The sequence below is a fragment of the Bacteroidia bacterium genome, from assembly GCA_025056095.1.
Lineage (GTDB): Bacteria > Bacteroidota > Bacteroidia > JANWVE01 > JANWVE01 > JANWVE01.
The window spans coordinates 1-15,110 of record JANWVW010000011.1; the positions used below are offsets into that span (position 1 = coordinate 1).

The window sequence follows — 15,110 nt, forward strand, 5'->3', positions numbered from 1 at the left end:
GAGGGGCATGGAGCATGCCGTTAGGCAGTGCGTTAGCACCGAAGCGAAGCGCAGTGCGGAATGCCCCGACCCTTGCGTTAGCAAGGGGCACGCCCAAAAAATAAAATTTACAATATCTCATCTATCTTTGAGTAGTTTTACTACCTTTGTAAAGATGAAGCATAGTAGCCTTTTGATAGGGATAGTTTTCAGTGCAGTACTTAGCAGCTTGCATGCGCAAAACCAAAAATTGATGCGCACAAATGAGTCTAAATTCAAACAAATACATGATTTGCTGCCTACGCCTAATGAATATCGTACTGCATCAGGAGCACCTGGACATAAATACTGGCAACAACGTGCAGATTATCACATTAAAGTACAAATAGATGACGAAAATCAAACTCTATCGGGTTCAGAGTGGATAACCTATTACAACAATTCTCCTGATGCTTTGGACTACCTTTGGATTCAGCTAGACCAAAATATATTTAGCCAACACTCTATTGCTAATCAAATGAAAACGGCAAGTGAGTTTCAAGCACTCTCTTTTGAAGCGTACCGCAATCTGCTTTATCCAAAAGACCCAGGATTGGGATACAAAATTACCACAGTAAAGATAGATAAAACGAACACTAAAAGCCCTTCAAACGCTAAACCTGCTCAATATACTATCTACGACACAATGATGCGCATCGATTTACCTGAACCACTCAAACCTAATGAGAGTATTAAAATTCAAATAGAATGGCACAACAAGATTAACGAAGTTCGTAAGCACGGTGGAAGAGGAGGTACAGAGTACTTTGAAAAAGATGGCAATTATATCTATCAGATGGCACAGTTCTATCCCCGCATGTGCGTATACGATGACGTAAATGGTTGGCTTCATAAAAGCTATTTAGGTAGAGGAGAATTTAGTTTAGAATTTGGGAATTTTACCTTAGAGGTTACTGTACCTGCTGACCACATTGTAGCTGCTACAGGGGTGCTTCAAAACGCAAAAGAAGTACTTACACCTGTACAATTTGAGAGGTATCAGAAGTCGCAAACTGTAAACGAACCAATTTTCATCATTACTCCCGAAGAAGCTCAACAAAATGAAAGTTCTCATGCTAAGACTACTAAAACTTGGATATTCAAAGCAGAAAATGTTCGTGACGTTGCTTTTGCTAGTTCTCGCAAATTTATTTGGGATGGAGCTGTGTTGAATTTGAACAATCATAAAGTACACTGCATGTCTCTCTATCCCAAAGAAGCAGTAGTACTATGGCAGAAATACTCTACTCATGTAGTTATGCATACGATTAAGGTCTACTCTCGGCATGCTTGTCAATATCCGTATCCTGTGTGCTATTCTGTCAACGGTGCTATTGGGGGAATGGAGTATCCTATGATAAGCTTTAACGGAGGTGGAAGAGCTGAACCTGACGGCACTTACAGCGAACGGACTAAATACGGTCTAATTTCTGTGATTATTCATGAAGTAGGGCATAATTTCTTCCCGATGATCATTAGTTCAAATGAACGAAATTGGACTTGGATGGACGAAGGTTTTAATACGTTTTTACAATTTTTAGCAGAACAGGAGTGGGAAAAAGGTTACCCTTCCAGCAGAGGTTTTCCTGATTTGATTGCAGAATATATGAAGTCCCCAGAACAAGTACCGATTATGACGGATTCCGAGTCTTTGGTTCAATTTGGGAATAATGCTTATGGGAAAACAGCTGCGGGCTTAAACATTTTACGCGAAACGATTATGGGGCGTGAGCTTTTTGATTTTGCTTTTAAGACATATTGCGAAAGATGGAAGTTTAAGCATCCTACCCCTGCTGATTTTTTTAGAACAATGGAAGATGCTTCGGGAGTGGACTTAGATTGGTTTTGGCGAGCTTGGTTTTTTACCACAGATCACGTAGATATTAGCTTGGAAACTGTAGAGGTATATGTTGTTAAACCTAGGGATCCGCAAATAGCCAAAGAAATTCAAAAGGAAAAAGATATTAGTGCAGAAAGAAAGACGAATATAGTCAATCAAAAAGAAGGGGGTATCAAAACTTACTATACGGACCAATACGGGGGCAAACTCAAAGATTTTTACAATTACTATGATAAGTACAAAGTTTATGAGATAGATAAAAAAGAGTACTTAGAATACCTTAAAACTCTTACTCCCGAAGAAGAGGCACTATTTAACCAAAAGGCATACATTTATCATCTTAAATTCAAAGATATAGGAGGAGTTTTGATGCCGCTTATTGTTAAAATCAACTACAAAGATGGCAGTAGTGAGATTATTAAAAAACCTGTTCAGGTTTGGTTAAAAAACGAAAAAGAGGTTACTATTGAGCATGTATCTTTTAAGGAAGCTGTTTCGTTTGAGTTAGACCCTAACTATGAAACTGCTGACGTAGATAGATATAATAACTACTATCCTCGCAAAATTCAAAATTTTGAATTTGAATTATTCAAACAAAGTCAAAATAACTTTCAAGGGGACAATCTTATGCGTAAATATGGTAGTGAAGTGAAGCAGTAGCTAAGAATTGTTCGCACGTAGTAACTTAGCCAACAAAGAATAAAGGACATAACGAAGTAATTTTTGTTATGTCCTGATATAGAAAATGTGCAAACAAAATGAGATAAGTTTTTTAGAGTACTTCTATCATGATAGCAGAGCCACCTCCACCGCCGTTACAGATAGCTGCAATACCCAATTTTTTGCCCGTATCTCTAAGTGCGTGAATAAGCGTAACACATATTCTTGATCCTGAACTTCCTAATGGATGACCTAATGACACAGCTCCACCCCATATATTTGTTTTTTCGTGAGGAATGTTTAGGTTTCTCATGTAAGCAATAGCTACTGCTGCAAAGGCTTCGTTAATTTCAAATAAGTCTATGTCTTCAACTTTTTTTCCTGTTTTTTGGAGTAATTTGAGAGTTGCATTTACAGGTGCAAGAGGGAATTCTTCTGGAGCACGCTCTGCATCGGCAAAAGCGATAATTTTCGCTAACGGTTTGACGCCTAGTGCTTCTGCCTTTTCTTTACTCATCAAAACTACTGCACTTGCCCCATCATTGATTTTTGACGCATTCGCTGCGGTAATTGTACCGTTTTTGTCAAAAGCAGGCTTTAAGGTTGGAATTTTGTCATATTTTACTTTGAAAGGTTCTTCATCTTTATCAAAGATGATAGGGTCGGCGTTGCGCTGGGGAATTTCAATAGGAGTAATTTCAGCGGCAAATTTACCTTCATTTACTGCTCTTTGAGCTCTTTGATAGGATTCAATAGCAAATTTATCTTGGTCTTCTCGGGTAATGTTTTGACTTTTAGCGCAGCCTTCAGTAGCATTACCCATGTGAAAGTTATTGTACACATCCCATAAACCATCTTTGATAAGTCCGTCTACCAGTTCACTGTGCCCTAGACGATACCCGTTGCGCGCTTGCATAAGGTAATAAGGAACATTTGTCATGCTTTCCATTCCTCCAGCTACCATGATATCAGCTTCGCCGAGCATAATGTTTTGTGCTGCTACCATGATAGCTTTCATACCTGAAGCACAAACTTTGTTAATAGTTGTGCAAATTACAGAATTGGGCAGCCCCGCAAATTTTGCAGCTTGGCGAGCAGGTGCTTGACCTACCCCCGCGCTCATTACGTTACCCATAATTACTTCTTGTACCTCTTCAGGCTTAATTCCTGCTTGATTGACTGCTGCTTTTATAGCCGCAGCACCTAATTGAGTAGCACTTAAACTGCTTAAAGCACCGCCAAAGCTGCCTACCGCTGTACGTTTGGCTGCTACGATATATACTTCTCTCATATATCGGCAATATTAAGAAATATTTTGTTTAGCCAACCAATTCTTAAACAGCTTGCGTTTTTTGACAATAAAATCTGCGACAATCACAGTTAAAAAACTGTAAATCCCAGCCGTAATTAGAATATAATTTCGTATCACGTACACGTACGCAGTATTATCCTTGAACCTAGGTTCGGCAACAATGTTAAGCTTTTTTACATCCCCTGAGCTTAATAAATAAACAGTAGTGGCACTGTATTCTTTTTTCTCTAAAAAAATCTCCTCTACTTCTTTATCTCTGATATATTTTTTAAGTTCAAGAGCACCTACTTCCTTGACTAATTTTTGTCTTGTATCTTTGTGGATAGCTATTTCTCTTAAAAGAGCCTCTATTTTACTTTTAGCTTCCTCAAAGTCTTTGTCTATCATTACATACTTATTCCGAAATATTAGAATCTTACGACTTTCTATAAACTCGTTGTATTTTTCAATATTCAGATAGATATACTCACGTGCGAAAGTTGTATCAGAATGAACAAAATGTATGCGAACATGTAATTTATCATTGATTTTCTCAAACGTGAAGTACAACCTATCTTGCAGCAACAGAAAAGCGATTTGCCTTTGTTTATCTTCTTCTGAGTAAATTTGAAAATAGTATTTTTGGTTAATTTTTTTAATTTCATCTTTATCCACTGTTTGAATGATATAATCCTTAATCTTTTGTTTACCTTTTTGAGTTTTTACTTGTGTTTCTAAAATATCTATGTTGTAGCGAAAAGCATAAAGAATATTCAAAACTCCTGACTGGGTGCCATGAATGTTGCTAATGTTTTCAAGCGTACTTATATTCAGAGGTTTATCCAAAATAGTAGTTATAGTAGTTCTGTACTTTCTTGTAGTTCGGTCTTGAATGAAGATAAAGTACTCTATTGTCAGATAAATTAAAAAAGCACAAAATCCCAATAAAAGCTGCTGGTACGTGCTCATAAACTATGTTTCTTTAAGTTTGTATTCTCCTCTGTAAATAAAAATGAAAGTTATTACGATTAAAACAAGAAGCAATCCTGCAACTGCTCCTGCTGTAATAGATTGAATATTAGAGTTTTGAGATACCTTGTAAGGAGGTTCAGGGTAGTCTAGTACTTGAATAATAGGTACTTTTCGAGTTAATCCAATTTCAGCTTCAGCAAGTTGCAAAGCTATGCTTCGGTAAATGCTTTCCTGTAACTCTAGCTCACGAGTAAGTTTGATTTTTGTTAGCAAAGCTACTTCTTTGACGTTATTTTGATTTGCATCATTAAATTGAGCAAGAGTTTTTTCTGCGGCTTCTAAATTAGCTTTAAGTGAGTCATATCGCATTTTAATCAGTTCGTAGTTTCGTTTAGCTCGCTTGTACTTTTGTATGGCGTCAAATTCAATGAACTCTTCAATATAGAGTCTAACAATGTATCCAGGTAGTTTGGGGTTGTCCGCCCAAGTAGAGCTGATTTCCATAAAGCCTATATTATCAGGCTTAAAATTCATACTTTTTCTGACTGCTACTCCTGCAAGATATATCTTATTTTTGATTTCTTGTTCACTTTTACGCGTAAGTTCATCAAAATGTTGCCCTCCTTTGTATTTTTTATATGCAGGAGATTGCTCGGCAAGCACTACATCATACACGTATACACTATCTAAATGGGAATAGTACTTTATTTTGCGCTTTACTACTTGTTCAGACAATGCTCTACTTTTGAAAATAGGCACTAAGCTAGCTAATGAGTTAGTCACTCCTCCTATTTGTTCCAAAAGATAAGGTACGGCTGCAGTAGGAGTTTTGGTTTCATCAGGATAAATGACAGCTGTTGCAGTGTACATTTTTACTTTGTTTCTTTTAGAGATAAAAAAACCTGCACCTAAACCTAAAATTATCCCTAAAACTAACCAGTACTTAAATTTGAAAAGGTAATACAGATAACTCAAAAAGAGGTCTTCTAGGTTTTTATACTTAGCCATATTAAAATTAAACTATGACCATTTTACAGTAAAAACAAAAGTAACAAATGTTTCTAAAATTACAGTGCTTAGCTTATTTTTTGAGGGACAATAAAATAAACATCTCTACCATAATTTAAGTACTCTGTGTAGGATAAATTTACCCAGTTTTTATTTTGCAATTTGTATGGAAAGTATCCAGCTTTACACAATAGGTTGTACATATTTTGCTTTTGGGCGTTTTGTATTTCAATTTGTAGTATTGGCAAATGCTGAGTAATCACTTCCATAAAGTTTTGAAAGATAAGATATTCATAACCTTCCACATCACATTTGACAAAATCTAATCGAGGTAAGTTGTTAAATATTTGGTTAGGGATTTTCATTTCTACTTGATATGAATACAGAGAAGAAGGCGCATTAGTATCAACTACTTTTGTCAATCCATGTCTAAAAATACCGTCTATAATAGGAGTTTGCATGTAAATAGGTGAGTTTTTTTCTCCTAATGCGTAAGGGACCAACGTAAAATGAGCAAATTTGCAGTTAGAGAGTAAGACTTCTGCAAATACAGGAACAGGTTCTACGCCCCAGACTTTGCCTTGGTAAGCATATTTACATAGAAAGTAACTGTAATAGCCTAAATTTGCCCCAATATCTATACAATAGAAATCGGGTTTAATAAAAGTCCTTAAAAAGTGAAGTTCGGGGTACTTATCTTGATATTTGCCTTTTTCAATTTGTTTAATATAGATTCTGCTAATGAGTTTAAGATATTTTTTAGTTCCTAGTGTCTTAAATAGGATTTTTTTTACCCAATTCATAGAAACATTTCTTTAATGTTACATGAGCTTTCCACGCCTATTTTATCGTAATTTTTTTCTAGCCACTCATCTGCGTGTTTTCTACCTTCTTTGAAAAGAAAGGCAATAAAGTCCCAATCTGAATTTAGTTTTGAAGACACTTTGAAATTTGCCATCATATTTTCAGGGTTTATTACATGAATGCGGATATCTCTTGCTTTTATACCCTCTATTTGTATGCCTTTTCGTAAGAGCTGCTGCATCATATAGACTAACCGCATTTCATGCATGAGAGAGGAATTAAAAGAAAGTTCATTTACTCTGTCCCTAATTTCGTCAGTACGTTTGGGTAGGTGGTGAATATGTATAGGGTTTATTTGTACGATAAGAATGTCATCTATCGGTACATTTTCAATCAGAGGGAAGATAGGAGGGTTGCCCATATATCCGCCATCCCAGTAATAGTCGCCATCAATTTCTACAGTTTTGAATAAGAAAGGCAAGCAAGCTGAGGCTAATACAGCATCTACGGTTATTTCGGGTAAGTGAAATACTTTTGCTCTACATTTTTTGACATCAGTAGCACACAAAAATAACTTAGTTTTAGTACATTTTTTGAGTTCTTTGAAGTCAATTATAGACAGGAGTATATCTTTGAGCGGATTAAAATCCATAGGATTAAATTGAGTAGGGGAGAGCATAAAAGTCATAATTTCAAACATGAAATAGCCTGGAGAAGTGTCCATATTTCCGAAGTCATATTCTTTGTCAAACCAAGAGGGTTGCAGTAGTGAAAAATAGCTATAGTCAGAAACTTTTTTCCAAAATTGATAGAGCAGATCTCTGGCTTTATCTCTACCCCCTATGTGTAGTCCGTATGCGGTTACAGTGGCATTCATAGCACCCGCACTGGTGCCGCATAAAGCCTCTATTTTTATTCGTTCATCCTCAAGTAATCTGTCTATTACTCCCCATGTAAAAGCTCCATGTGAACCTCCCCCTTGTAAAGCTAGTTCCAATGATTTAACTTCCATGTTACAATAATACAAGGTTTAGCTTTAATTTGAAAATAACTCTTTTTTTAGTACCTTTGTAGCAATGATAGATGAAGCCTCCAAACTACTAGAAGAGCATTTGAGAAAAGTGGCTCAATTACAGCAAGAAACTGGGACAGATTATCCATTAGAAGAAAAAATTCTTGTTTTTGACAAGTATAAAGAACTTTTTGCCACAGGAAAAGCTACTGTGGGCATACGCCCTGAAAAATTTACATGGGAAGAAATCAAAACATATTCTCCTAAACCCCCTCGTTATATTGCTTATATATTGTTTTTAGGTAGTCTTGTTTTGTTTTTTACACCCATTTGGTACATAGGTTTGATAGGTCTAGGGGCTTGCATTTATACTACTTTGTATGCATACAAAATTTTTCTCAAAAATGTAAAACAAGCTATTACTAGAGATTATTGCCCTTTCGAAAAGTGGTACGATGAAAAAAAATTTGCTATTCTAATTGAAAATGAACATTTTATCGTGTATCCTAAAAATTGGGTACAGGAACTATACCGATACATAAACAAGCCATAATTGATGAAAATTAACTGTTCAGACTTTTTTATTTTGCTTAGTTTTGGTTTGTAAGGGATTGTACTTTCAGTTTAGACAAGGTAAAGACATAATTGTAGAGGTCAATTGCGTGAGGGGCATGGAGCATGCCGTTAGGCAGTGCGCAGCGTTAGCGAAGCACCGAAGCGAAGCGTAGTGCGGAATGCCCCGACCCTTGCGTCAGCAAGGGGCACGCCCAAAAAATAAAAAAATTGGTAGCTTATCACTAAGCCACCAAGAAAATTGATTGATTGTTCAACTTTGAGTTTATCTACTTTTGAGCTAGCTTATATGCTTCTATCTCTTTGAGATAGTACTTGTATGCATTTTGAACATAGTTTTGAATATCTTTTGTTTTTTGCTCGCAATCAGGGGTTTTGTTGTATTCGCAGAAATCTAGTGAATCTGTAATTATTTCGTTGTTTTTATATTCGGCGATACCTCTGAAATAATACTCTGTGCCTGTGGGTGAGTAGTCTAAAATTACAGCTTTATTTTCTAAAAACACAATAGAAACTCCCATGTTTGCGTTTTCTACCATATATAAGTTTCCATCGCGGCGTGCTGCTTCCAATTCTGAACCATATTTAATAGCATCATACTCCGCAGGAAAGCTCACTTTCCATATCTTTTGAGGGGTAATACCATCATAACCGTATTTGGTCATTTTCAAGCCAGCAGATTGACCTTTGACTTGCAGTAGCCCAACTGCTACAAAACCCACAACAAAAACGATTAACTTTTTCATAATTTTTTGCCTACTTTGTATTGAATAGTTATGCAAAGTTAGTACCATTTTATGCAAAATTCAATACATTTTGTATAATTATTCATCATTTTTGATACGTAATTACATAACTAATTGAAAATCAATTATAAAAAATTGTATAAATATACAGTTTTTTTACATAACCACGTTTTTTTGAATTTTTTAAAGGCTTTTTATGTTCAACTCGGTTTGCATAAATATTCAATTTTGATTCAATCATTTTGTCATTTGATACCTGTACCGTTGAGAAAAGCTATTAAATTTGCCTAAACTCAAATGAGGTCAAAAGCTATCTTACTTCTGTGGATAAAATTTATATTTGCTTGTACAGCCCAGTATTCCGATGAGATTAAAAAGATTATTGATTTGGGCTACGAAAGAAAAGCTCAATCTATTTTGCCCTATTTGTCAGACAAAAACGAACCTAAACGATACTACGCTACTTTACAGTGCGTTTCTTTGGCAGACACAATTACTATTCCTTTCTTAAAGAAAAATGTTTTGGACAGTTCTATAAGAGTGGCTTGCACTGCGGCTTATGCTTTAGGACAATTTTCTTCCGATACTCAACTAAATTTGATGCCTTTAATTCTACAAGAAAAAAGGGACACTGTGGCTTATTGGCTTATTATCAGTGCAGGAAAGTACAAGACTATTGACCGAAGTGTATTCTATCAATATTTAGATACTTTACAAAACTCTACTCGGTTAGAAGCTGCGCTGTATGCTTTATACTATTTAGGGATGCAAAACATTTATGATGCAAAAGGAATCTCAAAAGCATTAGAATGTCTTTTACATAAACGAGCTTCTGTGCGTTATGCGTCAGCTAAGTATTTTGAACGTATGCCTGCTTCATATTATACAAGTTCAGTACAACAGCGCCTATTTCAACAAGCTCAAACCGAACATGACACTTATACCAAAATTGCTCTTATACATTCCTTAAAAAAATGCTTGCCTAATGATAGTGTTCAGACATACCTCAATAAAATTTGTGTTGAAGAAAAGCAAGAATATCGTTATGTAGTGGCAGCTTTGCGTGCAGGGGGTATTCCCTTACAAAAACCAGCTATACAAAATGAAAATATACAACAAGAAATACTTAACATTATACTAACTCAAAATTTACCTAATAGTGATAACTACCTTACAACCTTCAAAGCAAGCTTGGCTAATAGTATAGGTACCTACGAAGATATCAAATCTAAATTCCCTTATTTAGCTTCGGTGATATTGAAATATTTAGGTACGTCTGTTCGGCATCATAATTTTATTGCTTCTCAAATGCTTAATTCTGAAAATAGCCCCGTAATAAGAACCACAGCAGCCGAACTTTTATTGCAACTTAGGCAAAGTGGTTCTTATTCTACTTTACAACAAGATACAAATATGTTCTTACAGTACTGCAAACAAGGATTGCAATCTAAAGATCCAGGGGTAATAGCAGTTATGGCAGAAATGGTACGAAAGTACTACCTTAAAAACGTAGATATCAACACTTTACAGCAAGCAAAATCTTCTTTACAACTTCCCCGAGATATAGAAACCTACCAAGAAATAGAAAAAACAATTGCACTTAAACAAGGTAAAACTTATAATCCAAAAAAATATCCCCAAAACTATTACACCAAGGTAGCCTGGAGCATGATAACCGACCTGCGGCCTATCGTAGAAGTGAATACGACCAAAGGTACATTTTGCGTGGAACTTTATGCAGATGTAGCTCCCGCAACTGTAAGTTACATGATAAAATTGATTAAAGAAAAATATTTTGAGGGGCGATATTTTCATCGCTTAGTACCTAATTTTTTGATACAAGGGGGATGTCCAAGAGGAGATGGATATGGCAGCACAGATTTACTTTTACGTTCAGAATTTTCACCCATACCTTATCAAGAGGGCAGCGTAGGAATGGCATCAGCAGGAAAAGATACGGAAAGTTGTCAATTTTTTATCACCCATGTTCCTACCCCGCACCTTAATGGCAGATATACAATTTTTGGTAAAGTGATTTCTGGAATGAACGTCGTACATTCTTTGAGTATTGGCGATAAGATTTTGAAAACGGAGTTAAAAAATAAATGATTGATAATCAAAGTATTAAGCAGAAAATTAGTTAAATAAATAATCCTTTTTTGGGTCTAAGCTCATAAGAAATTTTGATGGATAAAAATTTATTGCATAATTTCACACTTCAAAAAGCAAAGGGTAGAAATATGTACTCATCATTCACTTTGTGGATAACCATCTTTATAGTATTCAGCCATGCCTTTGCACAACTAGAGATTAAAGAAGTTAGTGGCACTGTGGATGGAATGGCAGGCAAGTGCTTTCAAGCAATATGCGCGGGAGGTATCGATGTAGCAAGAGAGGTAGCATCTAAAAAAGTAAGGTCTTATGCTACGAAATCTAAAAACATAAGCGAGAAGGACGATGTGTATTCTGTAACTAATGTCTCTTCACCTGACTTATCTGATGATGTAGTTAACCTATACATTAAGTTGGAAGCCAATAAAGCTGATGAAACTAAGGTCAGTGTGTTTCTCAAAAAGGGGGATGAATTTGTAGATGGTGCAAAATACGCCAAAGAAGCTCGAAACATTCGCTTATTTTTGAAAAACTTTAATCAAGAGCTTAAATCTGCTCAGTTAAGAAAAATACTAGATATTGAAGAAGCTAAGCTAGCCGATCTGACAAAATCTCTAAACGAAACTCAAAACCGATTAAACGAACAAAAAGCAAGTATTGCCAATAAGCAAGCTGAAATCAAGCGCCTACAACAAGAAACTGAACTTAAAATCAAAAACTTAAATGCAGAAATAGCTAATCTCCAAAACCAGATTGCAGCTACTGAAGGCGAACAAGCCCGATTAAAAAAGGCTATAGAAGAACAGCAGAAAAAAGTAGACGAACTTAATAACAGCCAATAAAAAATTCGCTTGTAGTCTGCTGACTTTCAGCAGACTTTTTATTCTATTACAATATTTCAAAACAAATTAATGAACTAAAAACCTCTGATGGGTATTATTTTTGCAAATAGTTAACTCCTATCAATTTTTTTCAATACAATGGTAAATATCTTGTTAGCCATTCTAGCCCTGTCTATTTTAATTATCATACATGAACTGGGACACTTTTTATTTGCACGCTTGTTCGGCATGCGAGTAGAAAAGTTTTTTCTTTTTTTTGATGTAAAAAATCTCAAAATCAGTAAAAAAATAAAAGACACAGAATATGGAATTGGAATTATCCCTTTTGGGGGTTACGTAAAAATATCAGGTATATTAGATGAAAGCATGGACAAGGAAAGTCTTAAAGAACCTCCTAAACCGTATGAATTTCGGGCTAAACCAATATGGCAGCGAATGTTAGTAATGTTAGGCGGAATCTTATTTAATACCATTACTGCTATTCTTGTCTTTGCAATGCTCAAAGCCATCTACGGCGAACCAATGATACTCTCCAAACAGTTAGAAAAAGGTATTTATGTTCCTGAAAATAGTCTTGGCTATGAACTAGGCTTGCGTACAGGGGATAAAATCATCTCTGTCAATGGTACTTTACCTGAAACGTATGAAGCCATGATAAACCCTCAAGTCTTCTTAAAAGACAATGCATATTATGAGATTCTTCGCAATGGCGAAAAACAGAGAATCAACATTCCTGCTGACTTTGTAGGTAAACTCTCTAAACTCAAACGCAGCGAACCTATATTCCTACCTCGTTTTGAATACTCTATAGCAGAGGTAGTGTCTAACTCTGTAGCCAAAGAAATGGGGCTTCAAAAAGGCGATAAAATTCTTTATGTCAATCAAATAAAGACAACTTACTTTGATGAACTCAAAAGTGCCATTCAGCAAAATAAAAACAGAGAAATCACACTCAAAGTATTGCGGAATGGGAATCAACTCGAACTGAAAGGAAAACTTGGTGAAAAAGGTTTAGGTATTGTTCCTCATCAAGAAATTGCGGAAAAAATTAAGAAATACAATTTTTTTGAAGCAATTCCCGTAGGTGCAGTAGAAGCATGGAATTTTGTAGTAATGAACATTCAAGGATTGCGAAAGATAATTAAAGGCGAATTGTCTTTTTCAGAAAATTTGCGTGGTCCTTTGGGAATTATTGAAACTTTTGGACAAGCCCGAGATAATGGCGGCTGGTTCGGATTCTTGAAATTAACCGCAATTATCAGTGTAATTTTAGCTTTTACCAACCTTTTACCTATTCCCGCTCTAGATGGAGGGCATGCTATGCTTCTATTGTATGAAGCCTTTACCCGCAGAGAACCCTCTCTCAAAGCCCGAGAAGTTATTCAAATAGTAGGATTCTTTATCATAATCAGCTTGATGATATTTGCTACTTTTAATGATATCTTACGCTTTTTCCGATAAAAAACTCTAACATTCGGTTTCTAACGAAACTCATACATTTTTTATTGATAAAACTTGTGATTTTTGAAAAGTCGTTTTATTTTTGTTTAACTATGATAAAAACAAATACAGTATGCCTCTTGAAGCTGACTTTACTTTTTTTACACTATAATTTTGCCCAAGATACTACCTATGTCATCAAAGGCGTGGATACTTTTCAACCTATTTTACGCCAAATTGCAGATGCATTTAATTTAATTTACCCTAACCTTAATATAGACATTCAAGGAGGGGGTACTCACAACGCTATCCGATGCTTAAATAATGGAGTCATAGACGCAGCTATTTCCAATAAACCTCTTACCGATTATGACATTCATCACTTTGAAATGCGATATGGCAAAAAACCTATTCAAATTCCATTAGCCGAAGAATGTTTATCTATATTTGTGCACCAAGACAACAGCATACAACAGCTTACGCTTGAACAAGTTTTCAAAATATTTCGCAGTGAAATAAAAAATTGGAAAGAAGTAGGCGGAGCAGACATGCCCATTTCTATTTATAGCGTAGAAGATTTTTCTGATACTTATCTTTACTTCAAAAAAACTCTTCTCAAAGATGAAGTCCCCATTGGAAATATCTACTACTTACCTACATGGGAGCTTTTAGTCAGTCAGCTTTCACGAGATAAAGGTGGAATTAGCTTTGGTCCCGCAGGCGTAGCCCGAGGAGTAAAAAAAATATCTATCCAAAAGGATAATCAAAGCCCCGCTATACTCCCTACCCCAGAACATTTGAAAGACTACCCATTAAAAAGAACCATCTACCTAATATTACGCGAAGAAGCTACAGCTGACTTCAAACCCTTTGTAGAATGGCTTACTCTACCGTATAGTAGAGACATATTCCAACAATATGGTTTTTATACTGAAATGTAAATGTTTATTTTTGTGCTAAACTCTCTATATGTTCAAAAATATTATCAAAAATCCATTCAAAAAACGATATTCGGAAGAAGAAGAAGAATTTATACAATTTTTTAGAAAAGTAGTCTTATTCAACACATTAGAAGACAGCGAAATTTTAGAATTCAAACCTTACATTTACGAAAGGACTTACCAACCTAATGAGATTGTTTTTCACCAAGGCGACCCAAGTAAAGCAATGTTTTTCATTAAGTCAGGAAAAGTGCAGTTGCGTATGCAAATAGGACAATCCTCTCGTCGATTGATCACGCTTACCGAAGGACATGCTTTCGGGGACAATTGCTTGGTAGAGGATAGACCCCACCCTGTAAGTGCCATTGTTGTGGAGAGAAGTATTTTGTATGTACTTGCACAGACAGATATTCAAAGAGTATTTCAGGAAGATAAAGACATTCCTATTAAAATGCTCACTAAATTCGGAGAACTCTACTACGAATGGACCCTTAAAGTCATACATAAAATGCTTTCCAAAAATATTCCTATTCAAGAGGGTGTCTTAGATTTGAAGCAAAGAAGGTTGGCTAATGAAATAGCCCCAATACCTCCTGTTACTCGCAGCTAGTAGAAGGTTATTATTTTATTTTTTTATTTAGTAGATATTTTTTTGGGCGTGCCCTTGCCCATACTGCGCTGCGCTTGTATGGGCAAGGTCGGCGTGCTTCGGGCTACGCTATCGCTTCGGTGCTTCGCTTCGCTCCGCACTGGGCTATCGCCCACCCTTCGCATGCCTCACGCAAAAAAAAAAATACATCAACGTTACTGCTATACCTTTTTACTTTTTAATACAACTTGCTTTTTCGTAA

Annotated in this window: 15 protein-coding genes; 8 read left to right on the forward strand and 7 right to left on the reverse strand. The window is 35.8% G+C overall.

Annotated features, from left to right (window positions below):
* The first annotated feature begins 7 nt into the window (after positions 1-7).
* Positions 8-2,518, forward strand: a complete 2,511-nt coding sequence (locus tag NZ519_01680) for a M1 family metallopeptidase (protein ID MCS7027450.1) — start codon at positions 8-10, stop codon at positions 2,516-2,518.
* Between the two features lie 112 nt (positions 2,519-2,630).
* Here NZ519_01680 and NZ519_01685 read toward each other — a convergent pair whose 3' ends face one another.
* The 5 genes from NZ519_01685 to NZ519_01705 form a co-directional block, all read right to left on the reverse strand.
* Positions 2,631-3,809 carry an acetyl-CoA C-acyltransferase gene (locus NZ519_01685; protein ID MCS7027451.1) on the reverse strand — a complete coding sequence of 393 codons (1,179 nt, stop codon included), beginning with the start codon at positions 3,807-3,809 and terminating at the stop codon, positions 2,631-2,633.
* Between the two features lie 12 nt (positions 3,810-3,821).
* Complete coding sequence (locus tag NZ519_01690) at positions 3,822-4,778, reverse strand: hypothetical protein (protein MCS7027452.1); 957 nt, start codon at positions 4,776-4,778, stop codon at positions 3,822-3,824.
* 3 nt (positions 4,779-4,781) lie between these two features.
* Positions 4,782-5,789 (reverse strand): hypothetical protein, encoded by a 1,008-nt coding sequence (locus NZ519_01695; GenBank protein MCS7027453.1) that lies wholly within the window; start codon positions 5,787-5,789, stop codon positions 4,782-4,784.
* 68 nt (positions 5,790-5,857) lie between these two features.
* Positions 5,858-6,592: an FkbM family methyltransferase gene (locus NZ519_01700; protein ID MCS7027454.1), complete on the reverse strand. Its 735-nt coding sequence runs from the start codon at positions 6,590-6,592 to the stop codon at positions 5,858-5,860.
* A complete protein-coding gene (locus tag NZ519_01705; GenBank protein MCS7027455.1) occupies positions 6,589-7,605 on the reverse strand; it encodes a patatin-like phospholipase family protein in 1,017 nt (338 codons plus the stop codon). Before NZ519_01705 ends, NZ519_01700 begins: the two co-directional genes overlap by 4 nt.
* 64 nt (positions 7,606-7,669) lie before the next feature.
* Here NZ519_01705 and NZ519_01710 point away from each other — a divergent pair, with 64 nt between their 5' ends.
* Positions 7,670-8,158, forward strand: coding sequence for a hypothetical protein (locus tag NZ519_01710; GenBank protein MCS7027456.1), 489 nt, complete (start codon positions 7,670-7,672; stop codon positions 8,156-8,158).
* Between the two features lie 43 nt (positions 8,159-8,201).
* Positions 8,202-8,333 (forward strand): hypothetical protein, encoded by a 132-nt coding sequence (locus NZ519_01715; protein ID MCS7027457.1) that lies wholly within the window; start codon positions 8,202-8,204, stop codon positions 8,331-8,333.
* Between the two features lie 114 nt (positions 8,334-8,447).
* Here NZ519_01715 and NZ519_01720 read toward each other — a convergent pair whose 3' ends face one another.
* Positions 8,448-8,972 (reverse strand): hypothetical protein, encoded by a 525-nt coding sequence (locus NZ519_01720; GenBank protein MCS7027458.1) that lies wholly within the window; start codon positions 8,970-8,972, stop codon positions 8,448-8,450.
* Positions 8,973-9,221: 249 nt separating this feature from the next.
* Between NZ519_01720 and NZ519_01725 the strand changes: the two genes are divergently transcribed.
* The 5 genes from NZ519_01725 (at position 9,222) to NZ519_01745 (ending at position 14,869) form a co-directional block, all read left to right on the forward strand.
* Entirely contained in the window at positions 9,222-11,033 is a 1,812-nt protein-coding gene (locus tag NZ519_01725; protein ID MCS7027459.1) for a peptidylprolyl isomerase, read from the forward strand.
* A 131-nt stretch (positions 11,034-11,164) separates the two neighbouring features.
* Entirely contained in the window at positions 11,165-11,878 is a 714-nt protein-coding gene (locus NZ519_01730; GenBank protein MCS7027460.1) for a hypothetical protein, read from the forward strand.
* 138 nt (positions 11,879-12,016) lie between these two features.
* A complete protein-coding gene (rseP, locus tag NZ519_01735; protein MCS7027461.1) occupies positions 12,017-13,339 on the forward strand; it encodes an RIP metalloprotease RseP in 1,323 nt (440 codons plus the stop codon).
* Positions 13,340-13,431: 92 nt separating this feature from the next.
* Positions 13,432-14,259 (forward strand): substrate-binding domain-containing protein, encoded by an 828-nt coding sequence (locus NZ519_01740; protein MCS7027462.1) that lies wholly within the window; start codon positions 13,432-13,434, stop codon positions 14,257-14,259.
* 28 nt (positions 14,260-14,287) lie between these two features.
* Entirely contained in the window at positions 14,288-14,869 is a 582-nt protein-coding gene (locus tag NZ519_01745) for a cyclic nucleotide-binding domain-containing protein (GenBank protein ID MCS7027463.1), read from the forward strand.
* A gap of 23 nt (positions 14,870-14,892) precedes the next feature.
* Here NZ519_01745 and NZ519_01750 read toward each other — a convergent pair whose 3' ends face one another.
* Complete coding sequence (locus NZ519_01750) at positions 14,893-15,033, reverse strand: hypothetical protein (protein MCS7027464.1); 141 nt, start codon at positions 15,031-15,033, stop codon at positions 14,893-14,895.
* Positions 15,034-15,110: the final 77 nt, after the last annotated feature.